Annotated in this window: 19 protein-coding genes and 1 riboswitch; of the genes, 6 read left to right on the top strand and 13 right to left on the bottom strand. The window is 75.0% G+C overall.

All coding sequences use genetic code 11. The features are described 5' to 3' along the window. Positions 1-44 precede the first annotated feature (44 nt). From ACRAKJ_RS35080 to ACRAKJ_RS35095, 4 genes are all read right to left on the bottom strand, one after another. Complete coding sequence (locus tag ACRAKJ_RS35080; RefSeq protein ID WP_438924417.1) at positions 45-1,424, bottom strand: cobyrinate a,c-diamide synthase; 1,380 nt, start codon at positions 1,422-1,424, stop codon at positions 45-47. Then, entirely contained in the window at positions 1,421-2,035 is a 615-nt protein-coding gene (cobO, locus tag ACRAKJ_RS35085; protein ID WP_438924418.1) for a cob(I)yrinic acid a,c-diamide adenosyltransferase, read from the bottom strand. Before cobO ends, ACRAKJ_RS35080 begins: the two co-directional genes overlap by 4 nt. Before the next feature lie 13 nt (positions 2,036-2,048). After that, entirely contained in the window at positions 2,049-4,058 is a 2,010-nt protein-coding gene (locus tag ACRAKJ_RS35090) for a putative cobaltochelatase (RefSeq protein WP_438924419.1), read from the bottom strand. Positions 4,059-4,118: 60 nt separating this feature from the next. Next, positions 4,119-4,186, bottom strand: a riboswitch (cobalamin riboswitch). Positions 4,187-4,194: 8 nt separating this feature from the next. Continuing rightward, positions 4,195-4,788 carry a TetR family transcriptional regulator gene (locus tag ACRAKJ_RS35095; protein ID WP_438924420.1) on the bottom strand — a complete coding sequence of 198 codons (594 nt, stop codon included), beginning with the start codon at positions 4,786-4,788 and terminating at the stop codon, positions 4,195-4,197. Between the two features lie 91 nt (positions 4,789-4,879). Between ACRAKJ_RS35095 and ACRAKJ_RS35100 the strand changes: the two genes are divergently transcribed. Further along, positions 4,880-5,776, top strand: a complete 897-nt coding sequence (locus ACRAKJ_RS35100) for a quinone oxidoreductase family protein (RefSeq protein WP_447008798.1) — start codon at positions 4,880-4,882, stop codon at positions 5,774-5,776. A 21-nt stretch (positions 5,777-5,797) separates the two neighbouring features. Here ACRAKJ_RS35100 and ACRAKJ_RS35105 read toward each other — a convergent pair whose 3' ends face one another. Together ACRAKJ_RS35105 and ACRAKJ_RS35110 are read right to left on the bottom strand one after the other, a co-directional pair. Next, entirely contained in the window at positions 5,798-6,712 is a 915-nt protein-coding gene (locus ACRAKJ_RS35105) for an IS982 family transposase (protein WP_447008799.1), read from the bottom strand. Positions 6,713-6,765: 53 nt separating this feature from the next. After that, the gene (locus tag ACRAKJ_RS35110; protein ID WP_447008800.1) at positions 6,766-7,962 is read right to left on the bottom strand and encodes a cytochrome P450; all 1,197 of its coding nucleotides are present in this window, start codon (positions 7,960-7,962) and stop codon (positions 6,766-6,768) included. Positions 7,963-7,998: 36 nt separating this feature from the next. Between ACRAKJ_RS35110 and ACRAKJ_RS35115 the strand changes: the two genes are divergently transcribed. After that, positions 7,999-9,177: an aminotransferase class I/II-fold pyridoxal phosphate-dependent enzyme gene (locus tag ACRAKJ_RS35115; RefSeq protein ID WP_438926999.1), complete on the top strand. Its 1,179-nt coding sequence runs from the start codon at positions 7,999-8,001 to the stop codon at positions 9,175-9,177. Here the strand turns inward: ACRAKJ_RS35115 and ACRAKJ_RS35120 are convergent. Both ACRAKJ_RS35120 and ACRAKJ_RS35125 read right to left on the bottom strand, forming a co-directional pair. Further along, positions 9,131-9,586, bottom strand: coding sequence for a GNAT family N-acetyltransferase (locus ACRAKJ_RS35120; RefSeq protein WP_438926998.1), 456 nt, complete (start codon positions 9,584-9,586; stop codon positions 9,131-9,133). The genes ACRAKJ_RS35115 and ACRAKJ_RS35120 overlap by 47 nt on opposite strands. Positions 9,587-9,606: 20 nt before the next feature. After that, entirely contained in the window at positions 9,607-10,344 is a 738-nt protein-coding gene (locus ACRAKJ_RS35125) for a trypsin-like serine protease (protein ID WP_438926997.1), read from the bottom strand. A gap of 177 nt (positions 10,345-10,521) precedes the next feature. Here ACRAKJ_RS35125 and ACRAKJ_RS35130 point away from each other — a divergent pair, with 177 nt between their 5' ends. Then, positions 10,522-11,133, top strand: coding sequence for a LysE family transporter (locus tag ACRAKJ_RS35130; protein WP_438926996.1), 612 nt, complete (start codon positions 10,522-10,524; stop codon positions 11,131-11,133). A 97-nt stretch (positions 11,134-11,230) separates the two neighbouring features. On the opposite strand, the gene ACRAKJ_RS35135 is transcribed toward ACRAKJ_RS35130, so the two are convergent. Then, complete coding sequence (locus ACRAKJ_RS35135) at positions 11,231-12,022, bottom strand: trypsin-like serine protease (protein WP_438926570.1); 792 nt, start codon at positions 12,020-12,022, stop codon at positions 11,231-11,233. 47 nt (positions 12,023-12,069) lie between these two features. Next, positions 12,070-13,089 (bottom strand): M48 family metalloprotease, encoded by a 1,020-nt coding sequence (locus ACRAKJ_RS35140; RefSeq protein WP_438926569.1) that lies wholly within the window; start codon positions 13,087-13,089, stop codon positions 12,070-12,072. Between the two features lie 70 nt (positions 13,090-13,159). Here ACRAKJ_RS35140 and ACRAKJ_RS35145 point away from each other — a divergent pair, with 70 nt between their 5' ends. Continuing rightward, positions 13,160-14,092, top strand: coding sequence for an alpha/beta fold hydrolase (locus ACRAKJ_RS35145; protein WP_438926568.1), 933 nt, complete (start codon positions 13,160-13,162; stop codon positions 14,090-14,092). 10 nt (positions 14,093-14,102) lie between these two features. On the opposite strand, the gene ACRAKJ_RS35150 is transcribed toward ACRAKJ_RS35145, so the two are convergent. Then, positions 14,103-14,684 (bottom strand): TetR/AcrR family transcriptional regulator C-terminal ligand-binding domain-containing protein, encoded by a 582-nt coding sequence (locus tag ACRAKJ_RS35150; RefSeq protein WP_438926567.1) that lies wholly within the window; start codon positions 14,682-14,684, stop codon positions 14,103-14,105. Positions 14,685-14,756: 72 nt separating this feature from the next. Here ACRAKJ_RS35150 and ACRAKJ_RS35155 point away from each other — a divergent pair, with 72 nt between their 5' ends. Continuing rightward, a complete protein-coding gene (locus ACRAKJ_RS35155; protein WP_438926566.1) occupies positions 14,757-15,404 on the top strand; it encodes a CatB-related O-acetyltransferase in 648 nt (215 codons plus the stop codon). Between the two features lie 32 nt (positions 15,405-15,436). Here the strand turns inward: ACRAKJ_RS35155 and ACRAKJ_RS35160 are convergent, their stop codons facing one another. Continuing rightward, on the bottom strand, positions 15,437-16,246 hold the full coding sequence (locus ACRAKJ_RS35160; RefSeq protein WP_438926565.1) for a hypothetical protein: 810 nt from the start codon (positions 16,244-16,246) through the stop codon (positions 15,437-15,439). A 136-nt stretch (positions 16,247-16,382) separates the two neighbouring features. Here ACRAKJ_RS35160 and ACRAKJ_RS35165 point away from each other — a divergent pair, with 136 nt between their 5' ends. Further along, positions 16,383-18,296 (top strand): patatin, encoded by a 1,914-nt coding sequence (locus ACRAKJ_RS35165; protein WP_438926564.1) that lies wholly within the window; start codon positions 16,383-16,385, stop codon positions 18,294-18,296. A gap of 33 nt (positions 18,297-18,329) precedes the next feature. Here the strand turns inward: ACRAKJ_RS35165 and ACRAKJ_RS35170 are convergent, their stop codons facing one another. Further along, positions 18,330-19,130: an SAM-dependent methyltransferase gene (locus tag ACRAKJ_RS35170; protein ID WP_438926563.1), complete on the bottom strand. Its 801-nt coding sequence runs from the start codon at positions 19,128-19,130 to the stop codon at positions 18,330-18,332. Positions 19,131-19,205: the final 75 nt, after the last annotated feature.

Raw genomic sequence — 19,205 nt, forward strand, 5'->3', positions numbered from 1 at the left:
CGAGGTGTTCGTCTTGGTGGGCAAGGACCGTACCGCGCGGGGGGTCACCACGGACGAGTGGCCTCGGGGCGCGGCGCCGCGACCGCGCAGGCCCGCGCGAAGCGGGCCACGGCCCCCGGCGCGGACGCCGGGTGCGTGTGCAGGTACGACGCGTGCACCCCGCCGAGCACGAACCCCTCGGCCACCGGGCGCAGGTCGTGGCCGCGCCACCGCCAGGCGGGCTTCGCCCCGTGCGGCACGCTCAGCGCGGTGCGGTGGAACTCGTGGCCGGTGACCCGGGAGCCCTCGCGGCCGAGCACCGAGTCGTGCGGCGCGACGGCGTCGCGGTAGCCCAGGGTGAGCCGGGCCGTCATCGCGCCGTCGGCGTCGACCACCCCGCACATCGGCACGCCGTCCAGGGACTTCGCCAGGTACAGCAGGCCGCCGCACTCGGCGTGCACCGGCGCGCCCGACCTGGCCAGGGCGGTGACGGCGGCGCGCAGCGGCTCGTTGGCCGACAGCTCCGCCGCGTGCTGCTCGGGGAACCCGCCGGGCAGCACGAGCCCCGCCGTGCCGGCGGGCAGGGCCTCGTCGCGCAGCGGGTCGACCACGACGACGTCCGCGCCGGCCGCCGCGAGCAGCTCGACGTGCTCGGCGTAGCCGAAGGTGAACGCGGCGCCGCCCGCGACGGCGACCACGGGGCCGCCGTCGACCGGTTCGACCTCGGCGGACGGGTCCCAGGGCGGCACGGCGAGCGCGGGTGCCCGCGCGGCGAGGGCGCGCACGCCGTCGAGGTCGACGTGCCGGGCGACGGCGTCGGCGATGGCGGCCACCGCGTCGACCGCCGCCCGGCCGTGCTCGGCGGCCGTGACCAGGCCCAGGTGGCGGGACGGGAGCGCGAAGGCGTCGTCGCGCGGCAGCACGCCCAGCACCTCCAGCCCCACCTCGGCGCACGCCTGCCGCAGCACCTGCTCGTGCCGCGCGGAGCCGACCTGGTTGAGCACCACGCCGCCCAGCCGCACGGTCGGGTCGTAGCCGCGGAACCCGTGCAGCAGGGCGGCGAGGCTGCGGCTCTGGCCGCGCGCGTCCACCACGAACAGCACGGGCGCGGACAGCAGCTTGGCGACGTGCGCGGTGGACCCGACGCCCTCGGTGTCCACCCGCCCGTCGAACAGGCCCATCACGCCCTCGACGACGGCGATGTCGCAGCCGCGCGAGCCGTGCGCGAACAGGCTCGCCACCCGGTGCTCGCCGACCATGACCGCGTCGAGGTTGCGGCCCGGCCGGCCGGTGGCGACCGAGTGGTAGCCGGGGTCGATGTAGTCGGGGCCCACCTTGAACGGCGCGACCCGGTCGCCGGCCCGCCGCAGCGCCGCCATCAGGCCGGTGGCCACGGTCGTCTTGCCGCTGCCCGAGGCGGGGGCGGCGATGACGAGCCGGTTCACCACTCGATCCCCTTCTGGCCCTTCTGGCCCGCGTCCATGGGGTGCTTGACCTTGGTCATCTCCACCACCAGGTCCGCGGCCTCGACGAGCGCGGCGGGGGCGTACCGGCCGGTGATGACGACGTGCTGGTGGCCGGGCCGGTCGCGCAGCGCCGCCACGACCTCGTCCACGTCGACCCAGCCCCAGTGCAGCGGGTAGGTGAACTCGTCGAGCACGTACAGGCCGTGCCGGCCCTCGGCGAGGCGGCGGGCGATCTCGCGCCAGCCCTCGCGGGCGGCCTCGGCGTGGTCGTCCTCGGTGCCCTGCTTGCGGGTCCAGGACCAGCCCTCGCCCATCTTGTGCCACTCGACGGGGCCGCCCTCGCCGGTCTCCTCGTGCAGCCGGCCCAGGGCGCGGAACGCCGACTCCTCGCCGACCTTCCACCTGGCGGACTTCACGAACTGGAAGACCCCGATGGACCACCCCTGGTTCCAGCCGCGCAGCGCGAGGCCGAAGGCGGCGGTGGACTTGCCCTTCATCTCGCCGGTGTGCAGCACGACGAGGGGCCGGTTGCGGCGCTGCCTGGTGGTGAGCCCGTCGGCGGGGACGACGGACGGCTGTCCCTGCGGCATTCCCGTTCCCCCTTCAGGCGGCGCGCACGGCGCGCACGACGCCGGCGACCTGGTCGGCGGACAGTTCCTCCAGGCGCAGGCACGCGGCGCCCAGCGCGCCGGCGACCCTGGCGGCCAGGCCGAGCCTGACGTGCCCGGCCTCGCAGTCCACGACCACCGAGGCGACGCCGTCGGCGGCCAGCAGCCCGGCCGCGCGCAGGGCGTCGCGCAGCGGGTCGCCGCCCGTGCCGCTCGCCGTGGCGCGGCCGTCGGTGAGCAGCACCAGCAGCGGTCGGCGGCGCGGGTCGCGGACGCGTTCGACCTCCAGCACGCGGCGGGCGCGCAGCAGGCCGTCGGCGAGCGGGGTGCGGCCACCGGTGCGCAGGGCGCGCAGGCGCGCGGCGGCGGCGTCGACCGAGTTCGTCGGGGGCAGCGCGACCTGCGCCTCCCGGCCGCGGAAGGTGACCACGCCGACCTTGTCGCGCCGCTGGTAGGCGTCGCGCAGCAGGGAGATGACCGCGCCGCTGACGGCGGACATCCGCTGCCGGGCGGCCATCGAGCCGGAGGTGTCGACCACGAACAGCACGAGGTTGCCCTCGCGGCCCTCGCGCACGGACCGCCTCAGGTCCTCGCCGCGCAGCTCCAGGCCGGGTCCGGTGCGACCGCGGGCGGCCTGGTGCGGGGCCGCCGCGCCGAGCGTGCCGACCAGGTGCAGCCCCGACCCGTCCGCGGTGGACGGCCGGACGACGCGGCCGGTGCGGGCGCGGGCCCGGGAACGCCTGCCGGGGGCGCCCTCGCCGACGCCGGGCACCTGGAGCAGGCGGGCGCGGAACGCGGGCGCGGGCGTGTGCGAGCGCTCGGTGGCACCCCTACCGCGCGACTCACCGTCCGAAGTGGACTCGGGGGTGTCGCCGGGTGCTCCCGGGCCTCCGCCGTCGTCGCCGGGGCCGCCGTCGGGACCGTCGTCGGGGCCGCCGTCGTCGGGACCTCCGTCGGGGCCGTCGTCGTCCGGGCCCCCGGGCTCCGGTTCGCGCGCGGCCTCCTCGCCCTGGCGGAGCGCGTCGTCGAGCTGCTCCTCCTCCAACCCGGGCTCGTCGAACGGGTCGCGGCGCTTGCGGTGCGGCAGCGCGAGCCGGACGGCGGCCTCCACGTCCCGCTCCCCCACCTCGTCCGCGCCGCGCCAGGCGGCGTGCGCGGTGGCCGTGCGGGCGACGACGAGGTCGGCGCGCATCCCGTCCACCTCGAACGCGGCGCAGATGCCCGCGATGCGGCGCAGCTCGGCGTCCGGCAGCGCCACCGACGCCAGCCGCGACCGGGCGGCCACGATCCGCGCGGCCAGCGCGGCGTCCTCGCCCTCCCAGCGGGCGGCGAAGCCGTCCGGGTCGGCCTCGTAGGCGAGCCGGCGGCGCACGACCTCGGTGCGCGTCGCCACGTCGCGGGAGGCCCGCACCGAGACGGTCAGGCCGAAGCGGTCCAGCAGCTGCGGGCGCAGCTCGCCCTCCTCCGGGTTCATCGTGCCCACGAGCAGGAACGACGCGGCGTGCGAAACGGACACGCCCTCGCGCTCGACGTGCGCGCGGCCCATGGCGGCGGCGTCGAGCAGCAGGTCAACGAGGTGGTCGTGCAGCAGGTTGACCTCGTCCACGTAGAGCACGCCCCGGTGCGCGGCGGCCAGCAGGCCGGGCTGGTAGGCGCGCACGCCCTCGGTGAGGGCGCGCTCCAGGTCCAGCGAGCCGATCAGGCGGTCCTCGGTGGCGCCGACCGGCAGTTCGACCAGGCGGGCGGGCCGGCGCTCGGCGCCGGGGCCGTGCGGCCCGTCGGGGCAGTCCGCCGGGGCCGCCGGGTCGCAGCCGAAGCGGCAGCCCGGGACGACGTCCAGCTCGGGCAGCAGCGCGGCGAGGGCGCGGACCACGGTCGACTTCGCGGTCCCCTTCTCGCCTCGGACGAGCACCCCGCCGATGGCGGGGTGCACGGCGTTGAGCAGCAGTGCCGTGCGGAGGTCGTCGTGGCCGACGACAGCGGAAAAGGGGAAACGCGCGCCCATGCGGCGGTGTCCTTCCTCGGGTGTCCACGCCCGTGTCCGGTGAACGATCACTCGGGGGTCGAGTTCCTGACTCCCGGGGTGAACCGGTCACAGTGGCGGGACCGTGCCGGATTCGCACCGGCTTCCTCGCGCACCCCTACAGCCCAGGCATCGTCGCACCTCGGCCGGCCGGCTCCAAGTCCCCGACCAGCGCCGCGCGCGCGACCGCGATCACACCCGACCGGACGCGGTCGACGCCCAGACCGCACCGGTGGACCAGGTGGTGCAGCACGTCGCCGCGCAGTTGGGCGAGCAGCGCGTGGGCCGCGAGCTCGACGTCCGCACCGGGCCTGACCTGCGTGATCAACGCCGCCAGGCGGGCGTGCGTGGTGAGGTAGGCGCCGTCGCACGAGGTGTCGTGCGCGGACTCCCGCTCCAGGGCCACGACGAGGGGCAGGGAGGCCATCACGTGGTCGAACAGGGTGGCGACGAACGTGATCACCCTCTCCCCCGCGGGCAGGTGGTCGGCGGCCACCAGGGCGCGCGACTGCTCCAGCCACCGCTCCGCGCCGCGCTCGGCCACGGCCCGCACGAGCCCCTCGCGGTCGCCGAACCTGCGGAACACCGTGCCCTTGCCGACACCGGCCTCGACGGCCACCTCGTCCATGGCGAAGTCGAGCCCGCGCTCGGTGATCAGCCGGGCGGCGGCGGCGAGGACCGCGGCGTGGTTGCGCTCGGCGTCCTTCCGCATCGGGAACCTCCCTTGACAAAAGCGGACCGGCAGTCCGTATCGTAGCCGACAGGAAACGGACCGAAAGTCCGTTTCAGTCGAGGAGGTCGTCGTGCGCGCAGTGCGGTTCCACGAGTTCGGTCCGGCGGACGTGCTCCGGGTCGAGGAGGTGCCCGAACCGGAGGCGGGGCCGGGCGAGGTGCCGGTCAGGGTCACCGCGGTGGGGGTCAACTACGGCGAGACGCTCCTGCGGTCCGGCGCCACCGCGCGCGTCGCGCCCTGGGTCGAGTCGCGCCCCGGCCCGCTCGGCGGCGAGGTGGTCGGCGTGACCGACGACGGCCGGCGGCTGATCGGGTTCGCCCTGGGCAACGGCTACGCCGAGCGGGCGGTGCTGCCCGAGGACTCCGCCGAGGTGCCCGACGACCTGTCCGACCACGAGGCGCTGGCGCTGTTCCTCCAGGGCGCGACGGCCGTGGCGGCCGTGGACGCGGTCCGGCTCGCCGCGGGCGAACGGGCGCTGGTCGAGGCCGCGGCCGGCGGGGTGGGCAGCCTGCTCGTGCAGCTCGCCGCACGGGCGGGCGCGACCGTCGTGGCCGCCGCGCGCGGCGGGGCCAAGCTGGCGCTGGCGCGCGAGCTGGGCGCGCACGAGGTCGTGGACTACGGCGAGCCGGGCTGGTCGGCCGGGGTCGAGCCGGTCGACGTGGTGTTCTCCTCGACGGGCGGCGCGGTCGCGAAGGAGTCGTTCGAGCTGCTGCGCGACCGCACGGGCCGGTTCGCCGTGTTCGGCTTCGCCGGCGGGCCGCTGGACGTGACCGCGGCCGACGCGTTCCGCAAGGGCGTCGCCGTGCTCGGCTTCGGCATCCCGATCACCCCCGACAACGTGCGCCGGGCGCTCACGTCGGGGCTGCGGCCGGTGCTCGGCGAGGCGCTACCGCTGGCCGACGCCGCCCGTGCCCACGAGCTGCTGGAGTCCCGCGCCACCACCGGCAAGCTGGTCCTCCTCCCCTAGATGAGTAAGTCCAAGGGGTGGTTAGTGGTCGTAGGCGGTCAGTGATCGCTTGACGGGCTGGTCGGTGTGGTCGTTGTGCCAGATCGCGGCGGTCAGGGCCAGGACGCGTTGCAGGACGCGAGCGATCACGCCGGGTGTGGTGCGTCCGCCGTGGCGCTCCAGGTCCAGCTGGGCTTTGAAGGTCTGGTTGATCGACTCGATGACCTGGCGCAGCGGCTTGAACAGCCGAGCGCCGGGTCGCGGGGTCTCGCCTTTGCGGGCCGGGCGCAGCAGCTCGACACCGGCCGCGGCCAGAGCGTGCTCGAACTCGCGGCCGTAGTAGTTCTTGTCGGCGATCAGCGTCTGACCCGGCCGTTCGGCGGTCAGGGCGGGATCGACGGCCAGGATGTCGAGCAGGGTGGTGCGCTCGTCGGCCTTGGCCCCGGTCAAGGCGAAGGCGACCGGCAGCCCGCCCGGGGTGCAGACCAGGTGCAGGCGCAGGCCCCAGAACCATCGGGAGTGGGAGGCGCAGTAACCGTACTGGGCCCACCCGGCCAGCTCGGAGCGCTTGGTGGTCTGGCGGGACCGGCCGCATTCCACCGGGGTGGAGTCGACCGGCCACACGTCGTCGGTCCACAGCGTGGTGTCGACCGCCAACAGCCGGATCACCTGTTTGACCAGGCCGGATGCGTGGCGCAGCCGCTTGTTGTAGCCGGACTGGCCGGGCAGGTAGTGGAACAGATGGCCGAGGTGGGCGTGGGCGTGGCGCAGGAACCGGGCCTCGCTGGTGAACCCGAGCAGGGCCTGGATCACCGCCAGGGTGACCAGTTCCGCGTCGGTCAGTCTCGGCTTGAGGCCGACCTTCGGTCGCCACGGCGCGAGGTGCGGCGCGTCCTTCAGCAGGTCATCGGTTCTGACGTAGAGTGCGGTCGCGAGGGTGTCAATGTCGGTCGTCACAACCCGTACATCGACACCCTCGCCCCATGTCTCCAGGTGTCTACCCCTTGGACTTACTCATCTAGCCGCGCCGGTTCGCCCAGCGGCGCCGGTTCGCCCAGCAGCACCGGGACGCTGAGCGGCGCGCGGAACGACAGCAGGTTCAGCAGCGGCGGCGGCTCGGCGGACGCGAGGCGGAGGTCCGGGAAGCGGCGGGCCGTCTCGCGCAGCACCACCTCCGCCTCCAGCCGGGCCAGGCCCGCACCCAGGCAGAAGTGCCGCCCGTGGCCGAACGCCAGGTGGCGGTGGTTGTTCGGCCGGGCCGGGCAGAACCGCTCCGGGTCGTCGAACACCTCCGGGTCCGAGCCGCTGCCCATCAGCATGAGCAGCAGCGGCGCGCCCGCGGGCAGGTCCACGCCGGAGAGGGTCACCGGCTCGGCGGTCACCCGCCGCCACGTGGTCACCGGCGGCTCGCGCCGCAGCACCTCCTCCACGCACGCCGCCGCGAACCCCGGCTCGTCGAGCCGGGACCACAGGTCGCCGTGCCGCAGCACCGCGTGGAACACCGCGCACAGCAGCTGCGTCGTCGTCTCCTGGCCGGCGATCAGCAGGAAGTAGCAGAGGCCGGCGGCGTCGCGCGGCGGCACGCCGGCCGCGCGCAGGGCCCCGAACAGGTCGTCCCCGCCGTCCGCGGCCCTGATCCGGGAGGTCAGCCACCGGTGGAACGCGGCGGCGGGTCCGGCCAGCTCGCGCTGCCGCCCCGGCGTGACGTCGCCCCAGAACAGCTCCAGGGACGCCGTGCTCCACGCCTTGAGCGCGGTCACGTCCACGTCGCGGATGCCCAGGGCCTCCAGCAGCACGACCGCGGGCAGGTCGCGGGCCAGCGCCGGGTGCAGGTCGGCGTGGCCGGACAGCCGGTCCAGCCGCTCGCGGGTCAGCTCGGCGACGCGCGGCCCGAGGGCGGCGACCCGGGCGGGGGTGAGGAAGCGGGCCACCAGCCGGCGCAGGTCGGCGTGGGTGGCGGTGCCGTTGTTGGCCAGCGTCGGGGGCAGCGAGAACCCGGCGCGGGCCAGCACCCGCAGCACGGGGCCGGGGATGGGGACCACCGCGTCCAGCGCGTTGTCCGGGCGGAACCGGCGCGGGTCGGCCAAGGCGGCGCGCACGTCGTCGTAGCGGCTGACCAGCCACAGCCCGGTGCACCCGTCGCGGTGGACCGGCGCGGTCTCGCGCAGCTCGCGCAGGTCGCCGGGTCCGTGCTGGAAGAGGTCCACGCCGGCACGGTAGCCGCCGGGTGCGACACTGCCGGCGTGAGTGCGCACACAGGCGAGTCGGTGTTCGACTGGATCGACACGCGGGCCGAGGCCCGCGCGAAGGCCGGCCTGGCCCGCCGGCTGCGGCCCCGCCCGGCCGACTCGACGGACCTCGACCTGGCGTCCAACGACTACCTCGGCCTGGCCCGCGACAAGCGGGTGATGGGCGCCGCCGCGGCGGCCTCGCTGCGCTGGGGCGCGGGCTCGACCGGGTCGCGCCTCGTCACCGGCTCGATCGAGCTGCACACCGAGCTGGAGTACGAGCTGGCGAACTTCTGCGGCGCGCAGTCCGCGCTGGTGTTCTCCTCCGGCTACGCGGCGAACCTCGGCGTGCTGACCGCGCTGTCCGGGCCGGGCACCGCGATCGTCGCCGACCAGCACATCCACGCCTCGCTCATCGACGGCACCCGGCTGTCCAAGGCCGACGTGGTGGTCGCCGGGCACTGCGACGTGCCGCAGGTCACGCACGCCCTGGCCACCCGCGGCAAGCGGCGGGCGCTGGTCGTCACCGACTCGGTGTTCTCGGTGGACGGCGACCTCGCGCCGCTGGCCGGGCTGGCGGCGGCGTGCCGCGAGCACGACGCGGCGCTGGTCGTGGACGACGCGCACGGCCTGGGCGTGGTCGGCGAGGGCGGGCGCGGCGCGGTGCACGCGGCGGGCCTGGCCAAGTCCCCGGACGTGGTGACGACGGTGACGCTGTCCAAGTCGCTCGGCGCGCAGGGCGGCGCGGTGCTCGGCCCGAGCCGGGTGATCCGGCACCTGGTCGACACGGCGCGCACGTTCATCTTCGACACCGGCCTCGCGCCGTCGAGCACCGCGGCGGCGCTGGCCGCGCTCAAGGTGCTGCGGGAGGAGCCCGACCGGCCGGGGCGGGCCCTGGACGTGGCCCAGGACCTCGCGTTCCGGCTGAAGGAGAAGGGGCTGCGGGTCAGCACGCCGACCGCGGCCGTGGTGTCGGTCCAGGCGCCGTCGGCCGAGGCGGCGTTCGGCTGGGCCGAGGCATGCCGCGCGCAGGGCGTGGTCGTCGGCTGCTTCCGGCCGCCGTCCGTGCCCGACCAGGTCTCCCGGCTCCGGTTGACCGCCCGCGCCGACCTCACCGGGGCCGACGTCGAGCGGGTCGTGCGGGTGATCAGCGAGACCGGCGCATCCGCAGGTGCGGTATCCCGTCCTCGATGAACTCCGCGCCCTCCGGCTCGAAGCCGAACGAGGCGTAGAAGTCGGTGACGTGGGTCTGCGCGTCCAGCACGCAGTCGGCGTCGCCGACCTCGGCCAGCGCCGCGTCCACCAACCGGCGGCCGTGGCCCCGGCCGCGGGCGGCGCGGGCGGTGCAGACGCGGCCGATGCGGAAGCCGCCGCCGGGTTCCTCCAGCAGCCGCAGGTACGCCTCCGGCCGGGGGGAGCCGACCGACTCGATCCACAGGTGCCGGGTGCCCGGCTCCAGGTCACGGCCGTCCAGCTCCGGGTAGGGGCAGTCCTGCTCGACCACGAACACGTCGACGCGCAGGGCGAGCAGGGCGTAGAGCTGCTCGGGCGTCAGGTCCGCCGACCACTGCCTGCGCAGGGTGGCGTGGGGCGACTGGCTCACGCGGCCTTGGTACCACAGCCTCAGTCGCCGCGACCGCGCAGCTCGGGCAGGTAGCGGCTCAGCCGGGTGTAGACGCCCGGCTGGTCGGGGCGCGCGCAGCCGCGGCCGTAGGACACGACGCCGACCAGCGCGCCGGCCGCGGTGAGCGGGCCGCCCGAGTCGCCCTCGCACGCGTCCTTGCCGCCCTCGGGGTAGCCCGCGCACAGCATCCCGTCCGGCTGGTAGGCGGGGACGGCGGCGGCGCACTCGGCGTCGGTGCGGATCGGCACGTCCACCTGCCGCAGCCGCCTGCTGGGCGCCTTCAGCTCGCCCGTGCGGCCCCAGCCGTAGACGGTGGCCCGCGCCGGGCCGGTGTCGGCGACGCGCACCGGGTGGACGGGCACCGGCTCGGCCAGGGTGAGCACCGCCACGTCGTGGCCGGAGGCGACGTCGGTGAAGTCGGGGTGCCGCCAGACGGCCCGGACCTCGACGGCGTGCCCCGCGTCCCCGTCGAGGTCGGCCCGGCCGACGAGCGCGGTCACCTCCTCCGGGCGGCGGTCGCGCCGGGTGAGCGCGGTGCGCTCGACCGTGCAGTGCGCGGCGGTGACGACCTCGTCGGGGCCGATCAGCGCGCCGCCGCAGAAGAACCCGCCCGCCCGGTCGACCAGCGCGACGGCCCACGGCACGGGGGGCGCCTCCCGACCGCCGACGACCGCGTCCGCGGGCACCGCGGACAGGACCAGCACGAGGACCGCGAAGACCGGCGCGCTGATGCGCATGGCGTACCCCTCTACGACAGGTGGTCGATCGGGCACCGACCGTAGCGGACCGGCGAGGTGAGCGTCAGCGGGGGATCAAAACCGGAAAATCTGTTGTTAGGATGCCGTAGAGCCGAAGATTTGAAGGCTTGAGAGACAGATCACGCCGATCTGTCCGGATCACGAGGGGGGTTTCCCATGCACCTGGACTTCACCCAGCTCCCGGCGTTCCTCATCGCGTGCGCGGTGGTCGTGCTGACGCCCGGGGTGGACGCCTTCCTCCTGCTGCGCACCTCGATGCGCGCGGGCACCCGGGCCGGTCTGTGGGCACTGGCGGGCATCCACACCGCCGCGTTCACCCAGGTCGCCCTGGTCATCTCGGGCCTGGGCGCGGTGGTCGCGCGCTACCCGGCGGTGCTGACCTCGCTGCGCTGGATCGGCGCGGCCTACCTGCTCTACCTGGCGCTGTCCATCGCGCGCGGGCTCCTCCTGCGGCGCTCCGACGGGGAGGGGGCGGCGGTGGTCGCGGACCGGCCGTTCCGGCAGGGGTTCCTGACCAACATCACCAACCCGAAGATGCTGCTGTTCTCGCTGGCGTTCCTGCCGCAGTTCATCGGCACGGGCGACCCGACGTGGCAGCTCGGCATGCTCGCCGCCGTGTTCCTGGGGCTCGCGGCGCTGTGGGAGCTGACGATCGTGGTGGCCGCGGCACGGGTCGGCGGGTCGCTGCGGCGGCCGGGCGTGACGACGGCGCTGGACGCGGTGTGCGCGACGGTGTTCGCGACCATGTCGGTCGGGCTCGTCCTCTGACCCTCCCCCGAGCCGCGCCGCCCGGAGCGGCGCCGCCCCGGGCGCGGCGCCCCGGCGCACGGCCCCCGGGGCAGCGGGGACCGCGCGCGGGCGCCGGTCAGGACCCGATCTGCTCCTCCAGCACGGCGCGGTAGGTCGACACGCGGGTGTAGATGCCCGGCTTGCCCTCGCGGGCGCAGCCCTCTCCCCACGAGGTGACGCCGATCAGCTTGCCGCCGGCCACCATCGGACCGCCCGAGTCGCCCTGGCAGGTGTCCACGCCGCCCTCCGGGAAGCCGGCGCACGTCATCTCGGCCGGGTCGTACTGGAAGTACGCGGCGGAGCAGTCCTCGTCCGACATCACCGGCACGGTCGCCGCCAGCAGGTACCGCGACACCGGGCCCTGCTCGCTGGTGCGCCCCCAGCCGAAGACCCGCGCCCGGGACCCCTCGGCGTACAGGGCGCTGTCCCCGGGACCAGCCAGCGGCAGCGGCTCCTGCTCGACGGCGTCGCGCAGGGTCAGCACGGCGATGTCGTCGCCCTGGTCGGCCGTCGCGTAGTCGGGGTGCACCCACGGCCTCTCGGCCAGGCGGACGACCACGCCCTCGTCACCGTTCTTGTCCTCGCGCCCCACGACCACGCGGGTGTTCCGGGTCGTCCGGCCCGCGGTGCAGTGCGCGGCGGTCACCACCTTGGTGGGCGCCACCAGCGTGCCGCCGCAGAACTGGAACCCGCTGGAGTCCGTCAGGTACACGACCCACGGGTTCTCCTCGATGGAGACGCGCTCGCCGCCCACCACCCGTCCGTCGACCACGCGGTCGTCGGCGGTCGCCGTCCCCGCGAGAGCCATCAACACTGTCACCAACAACGCGGCAAGCCGCATCGGCCCCTCCTCGTAGATCACCGGCATCCACGAGGAGGTTAGCCAGAACGGACCACCGCGTACGGCCGAACGGTCTAATTACCACCGAACTTGCTACGCACCTTGCCGGCGGCTCCCGCCAGCACGTCGCCGAACTCGTTGAACACCTTCATCAGCGGGTCCTCGGACTCGGCCGCCGACTCCTTGTAGGACCGGGCCGCGGCCTTGAGGTCCTCGGTGAACGCGCCGGTCGGGCGGTCCTCCTCGCGACGCGGGTACTCGCCGGTCAGGATCGCCCGGTAGTCCTCGCCCGCCGCCCACTTCTGGAGCTCCGCCGCCCGCACCACGGCCAGCGGGTGCGTCAGCGGCCAGGTGCGGATGAGCTTGAGCACGGAGTCGCGCACGTCCTCGACCTGCTCGTACTCCTTGGCCTGCTTGAGGAACTCGGCCGTGTCGACCTGGGCGAGGTCCATGCCGCCCGCCATGGCGACGTGCACGCGCAGCGCGGCGGACGGGTCCTGCACGCACAGCAGGCCGGCGCGGTCGCAGGACAGCTCGGTCTTGCGGTACCACTCGCACAGCGCCGCGATGACCGCGCGGATCGCCCAGTAGCCGGCGGGCATCCAGCCCAGGCCGTACTGGAGCTGCATCAGCCGCTGGAGGATCGTCTGGTAGAGCGCGTGCCCGGACAGCACGTGCCCCATCTCGTGGCCGATCGCGAACCGCAGGCCCTCCTGGTCGAGCAGGTCGACCAGGCCCGTGGTGAGCACGATGAACGGCTTGTCGATGCCGAGCGTCACCGCGTTGGGCACCGGGTCGCGCCGCACGAACAGCTCGGGCACCGGGTCGAGGTCGAGCGTCGCCGCCGCCTCCAGCCGGAGCCGGTCCAGCTCCGGGTACTGCTTCGGGCCCACCCGGACGCTCGACGCCAGGTACCCCAGCCGCTCGCCGCGCTCCGTGAACGCGCCCGCCACGGCCTGCAGCACCGGACCGATGCCCGGCACCGCGCGCAGGACCGCCAACGCCCCCCGGTCGACCGGGTGTTCGTACGCCCTCGGGCTGATGCCGGGGAAGCGGACCCGGGCGGTGGACCGGTCGATCTCCTCGCTGCTCATGTCACCCAGGGTGTCACGGTGCGACGACCGCCTCTCCCCGTTCGGGGTAATCGGCGTGCACACTGACCGGGTGGACGCAGCAGACGCGCTCGGGGCCGACTACGAGATCCGCACGCTGCCGCTGGGCGGGGAGCTGAACGCGGTGCTGGTGCGCCGCCGCGCCGAACCCGCCACGCGCGGCGCCGTGCTGTACGTGCACGGGTTCGCCGACTACTTCTTCCAGGCGCACGTCGCCGAGCACTTCACCGCCCGCGGCTTCGACTTCTACGCCGTCGACCTGCGCGCCTACGGGCGGTCGCTGCGCCCCGGGCAGGTGGCCAACTACGTGACCGACCTGACCGAGCACTTCGAGGAGATCGACGCCGCGGTGCGCGTGGTCCGCGAGGAGGACGGGCACCGGCACCTGGTGCTGATGGGCCACTCCACCGGCGGGTTGACCACGAGCCTGTGGGCGCACGAGCGGCGCGACGACGACCTGGTCGACGCGCTCGTGCTCAACAGCCCGTGGCTGGACCTGGCCGAGCCGTGGTTCATGCGGACGGTGGGCACGGCGGTCGTGCGGGGCCTCGGCCGCGTCGCGCCCCGGTTGGTCCTGAGGCGGGGGCTGGGTCCCGTGTACGGCCAGAGCATCCACCGCGACCACCACGGCGAGTGGGACTTCGACCTGACCTGGAAGCCGCTGGAGGCGTTCCCGGTGCACGCGGGGTGGCTGCGCGCGGTCCGCCGCGCCCAGGCGCGGCTGCACCGGGGCCTCGACGTGCGCGTGCCGGTGCTGGTCCTGCGGTCCGGGCGCAGCCACCTGCGCGCGACGGCGTGGACGGCGGAGGCGATGACGTCCGACACGGTGCTCGACGTCGAGCACATGCGGCGGTGGGGGCCGAAGATCGGGCGGGACGTGGTGGGCGTGGCCGTCGAGGGCGGTATGCACGATCTGTTCCTGTCGGCGGAACCGGTGCGCCGGCGGGCGTTGGCCGAGGTGGACGAGTTCCTCGACTCGGTGTGACGCCCCGGCGTCAGAAGACACCCGCGCGGGCGGCGGCGAGGGCGGCGCGGGCGGCCCGTTCCGCCGCGGCGCGGTCCACCGGTTCGCCGGAGACGAAGATCCGGTAGAAGAGCGGCGCGCAGGTCTGGCGGACCAGTTCGCGCGCGTCGACGCCGGCCGGCAGCTCGCCGCGCCCCACCGCCCGGACGGCGATCACCGCGGCCGCCTCGTGCCGGGCGGCGTAGTGGGCGCGCTTGGCCTCGGCCGCCCGGTCCGAGTGGAGGGCCGCGGCGACCAGGCCGATCGGCACGGCGCGGGTCACGGGGTCGGTGAAGGCGTCGACGACCTCGGTGGCCAGGGCGATCAGGTCGTCCTCGACCGCGCCGGTGTCGGGGACGGGCCAGTCGACCTCGCGCCCGCGGTCCAGGGCGTCGGCGACGAGGGCGTCGACCGCGCCCCACCGCCGGTACACGGTGGTCTTGTGCACGCCCGCGCGGTCGGCGACGTTCTCCACGGTCATGCCCGGGTAGCCGCGTTCGGCCAGCTCGGCGTGCACCGCGTCGAGGACGGCTTCGCGCACGCGGGCCGAACGGCCGCCGGGTCTCGTGGTCACAGTGCGACTCCAGTTGCGTTAGTGCGTCGAGGTCTGCCACCCTAACGCAACCCGAGTCGCCTTAGGAGCCCTGTGATCCCCGACCCGAGCCGCCTGCACCCGCTGCCGCACGCCGAGCGCGTCGTCCACCTCAAGCCGCTGATCACGTCGCCGACGATCGAGGTGGGCGAGTACACCTACTACGACGACCCGGAGCACGCGACCGAGTTCGAGACCCGCAACGTCCTCTACGGCTACGGCACCGAGAAGCTGGTGATCGGGAAGTTCTGCGCCCTGGCCACCGGGACCCGCTTCATCATGGCCGGCGCGAACCACCTGACCACCGGCGTGTCCACGTTCCCGTTCACGATCTTCGGCGGCACCTGGCAGGACCGCACGCTCGACCTGCTCACGGGCATGGAAACGCGCGGGGACACGGTCGTCGGCAACGACGTCTGGTTCGGCTACGGTTCGATCGTCATGCCGGGCGTGACCATCGGCGACGGCGCGATCGTCGCCACCGGTTCCGTCGTCGTCTCCGACGTCCCGCCCTACACCGTCGTGGGCGGCAACCCGGCCCGCCCGGTCAAGCCCCGCTTCCCCGAGGACGACGTGGCCCGCCTCCTCCGCGCTCGCTGGTGGGACTGGCCGGTCGAGCTGATCACCGAGCACGTGCGCACGATCATGACCGGCCGACCGGCGGACGTCGAGCGCGTCGCCGAGGAGAACGGCCTGCTGTGACGGGCCTGCCGTGACGGCCCCGTCGGGTCGGGTCAGGACGGCGTGATCGTCCAGTCCCCGTACGACTCGACCTGGATCATCGCCGGCCCCTCCAGCGGCACGGCGCCGTCGAAGGCGCCGATGTGGTTGACCGGCAGGTCCGGCCGCCCGCCGGCGACCGTCACCGTCTTCACGACGAAGTTGCCGTTCCCGACGTTGGTGACCCGCGCCCGCCGCGACTCGCCGGTGAACAGCAGCGCCCGGTCCCCGCTGCCGCCCATCGCGCCGGTCGCGGTGTCGGCCAGTTCGAGGCCGCCCACGGTCAGCGTCCACGCGACGGTCGCCTGGACGGTGATCGTCGTGGTCCGGCCCGCGCCCAGCGCGTCGAACCAGTGCGAGCCCGCGTACGCGCCGATCTTGTTGACCAGCAACCGGTCGAAGCCGTCGGTCCTGACGACGACGTTGCCGGTGCAGGCGGGGCACTCGAACCGCACGACCTTGGCCCCGGGCGGCCGGTCGAGGGTGACCGCGCCGTCGCCCGTGCCCGAGTGGGAGGACGGGGGCGGCGGTGTGCTCGGCGCGGGCGACGCGGTCGGCGTCACCGCCCGGCGGCCGGTGCTCCTCGGCGGGTCCGGGGTCCGGGTGGTGGTCGTCGCGGCGGCGGCCGTCCCCGGGTCCGAGCGGCCGACGACCACGCTGACCAGCCCGACCACCACCGCCGGCACCAGGACCCCGGCCAGGACGAAGGGCCACACCGGCGTCCCGCGCGGCGGGGGCGGCGGCGTGAAGAGGGGCGGCGGGTACTGCGAGACCTGGTACCGCGGCGCGCCGGGGTGGGGCGGGTACGGCGGGGGCTGGGTCATCGCGGCGCTCCGTGCGGTCCTGGACGGCTACCCGGTTCTTCGCGCGACGACGACCCGGCGTTACCCGAACGGCCCAACGGCGGGACCGACCGATCGGTCTAGCGCGGCCACCGGACCGGGCGGGGATCATGGGCGCATGGGCCAGGACTTCGACCGGTACTGCGACCTGACCATGCGCGGTGGGACGACGAGCGGGATCGTGTACCCCTGGGCCGTGGTGGAGCTGGCCGAGCACTACCGGTTCCGGTCGCTGGGCGGGGCTTCCGCCGGGGCGATCGGGGCGGCGTTCACGGCCGCCGCCGAGAAGGGGCGCGACAGCGGCGGGTTCCGCAAGCTCGCGGAGGTCGTCGACTGGTTCGCCGCGCCCGGTTGGCGGATGGCCCAGCTGTTCCAGCCGAGCGGGGACACGCGGAAGCTGTACCGGGTCGTCGTGGCGTCCATGCAGCGCCGGGCGACGACGGGGCGCAGCGCGCTGACGTGCCTGCTGCCGGCCCTGGTCGGCGCGATCGGGTGGCGGTCCCGGCTGCTGCTGGGGCTCGCGCTGGCGCTGTGGCTCGCGGGGCCCGCGCTGTGGTTCCGCGCCGTGCGGTGGGGCGGCACGCCGACGTGGCTGCTCGTGGCGCTCGCGGTCGTCGTGGCGGTCGGCGTGCCGGCGGTCGTGCTGCGCCTGCTGCCGCGCGGGGAGGACGCGTGGCCGCGGCGCCTCGGGACGGCGGCGCTGCTCGTCGTGCCGCTCGTGCCGGTGGCGCTGATGACGCGGTGGACCGCGCCGAGCCTCGCGTCGGCGGCCACCGCGGTGGTGTGGTGGCTGGTGCTCGGCCTCGCGTTCGTCAGCGCGGCGGTGCTCACCTGCTCGCTGAGCGCCAAGCGCCACCTCGACCGGGTGGCCGCCACCAGCCACTTCGGGCTGGTGCCGGGCACGGGCGCGTTCCGGCCCGGTTTCTGGGACCGGCGGTGCGGCGTGCCCGCGTCGACGGGCGTGCCGCCGCTGAGCGACTGGGTCGCCGACCGGCTCGACGACCTGTCCGGGACGACCGACCTCACGTTCGGCGACCTGACCACGAACCTCGTGCTGATGACCACGGACCTGTCCGAGGGCCGCCCCTACCGGCTGCCGTTCACCGAACCGGCGGACGCGTGGCTGTTCTGCCGCCGCTGCCTGTCCCGCGTGCTGCCGGCGCGCACCGTGGACCGGCTCGGCCAGGACCCCACCGGGCACCGCTGCCCCCTGCACGACGACGAGCCCGTGCACGTCCTGCCGCGCGACCTGCCGGTGGCGCTGGCCGTGCGGATGTCCATGCCGCTGCCCGGCCTGATCGCCGCCGTGCCGCTGGTGCGCGCCGAACCGGAGCCGCGGGTGCACTGGTTCTCCGACGGCGGCATCACCAGCAACTTCCCGATCCACTTCTTCGACGTGCTGCTGCCGCGCTGGCCGACGTTCGGGCTGAGCCTCCAGCCGTACCCGCCGGGCGACGACCGCGACGTGTGGCTGCCCGAGCAGGACGCGTCCACCAGTGGCACGCCGTGGCGCGGCGTCGACCGGGTCCGGCACTTCGCGACGGCGATCCTCGACACGGTGCTGGGGTGGCGCGACACCATGCAGTCCGCGCTGCCGGGCTACCGGGGCCGCATCGCGCACGTCCGGGTCGGCGCGGCGGAGGGCGGCACGAACCTGTTCATGCGCCCGGAGACCGTCCGGGCCCTGGCCGAGCGGGGCCGGGAGGCGGGCAGGCTGCTGCGCACCCGCTTCACCGAGGACGACGCCGCCAAGACCGACCGCTACCGGTGGATCAGGATGCGGCTGGCCATGCGCGAGTACCGGCAGCTCGCCGCGCAGGTCGACGAGCGCGCCGCGCTCTACCGCGACCTGACCGCGCGCTACGAGGTGCCCGCCGACCTGCACGGTTGGTTCGCGACGCCGCCGGCGGGCACCGACCCGGAGGCGGCGCGGATCGGCCTGACCCTGGACGCCCTCGGCGCGGTGCCCGACGGGCCGTTCGACGGCGAGCCGCCGGTGGACCCGGACCTCCGCCTCACGCCGCCGGAGTGACCGGGACCGGCGGCGCGACCGGGGCTCATCGGGTCAGGGCTTGCGGCCCACGCCCGCGTAGGCGCTGATGTAGGCGTCGTCCGAGTCGGGGCGCCACTCGGCCAGCGGCACGACGCCGGGCTCGACCACGTCCAGGCCCTCGAAGAACGCGGTGATCTCCGCGCCCGAGCGGAGCACCAGGGGGCTGTCGGTCTTGCGGTAGATGGCGTTGACCTGCTCGCCGCCCTCGATGCCCTCCGCCGAGATGCCGTCCCAGCTCGCGTGGGAGATGGCGACGTGGCTGCCCGGGGCCAGGACCTCGCGGTAGCGGGTGACGGCGGTCTTCGGGTCGTCCGCGTCGGGCACGAAGTGCAGCACGGCCACCATCAGCAGGCCGATGGGGCGGTCGAAGTCGAGCATCCGCTTGACCTCGTCGTTGTCCAGCACCGAGTCCGGGTCGCGCAGGTCGGCCTGGATGGCGCTGGCCAGCGGGTTGTCCGCGAGCAGGGCCGTGCTGTGCGCGACGGCGACCGGCTCGACGTCGGCGTAGACGACCTTCGCCAGCGGGTTGGCCTGCTGGGCGATCTCGTGCACGTTGCCCACGGTCGGGATGCCCGAGCCCAGGTCGAGGAACTGGTCGATGCCCTGGTCCAGCAGGTACCGGACGGACCGGCGCAGGAACGACCGGTTGGCGCGCGCCGCGCCCGGCATGCCGGGGAAGATCTGCTCGACGGACTTCGCCGCCTCGCGGTCGACCGCGAAGTTGTGCGACCCGCCCAGGTAGTAGTCGTACATCCGGGCCGCGCTCGGCCGGTCCAGGTCCACCGAGGACGGGACCCAGCTCGCCTGCTCCATGCGCACATCTCCTCGTCAGCCGACTGCGTGATCGTCGTCGCGCGCCAAACCGGGCACAACCCCCGAATGGACGCT

The organism is Saccharothrix sp. DSM 118769 (assembly GCF_052936295.1).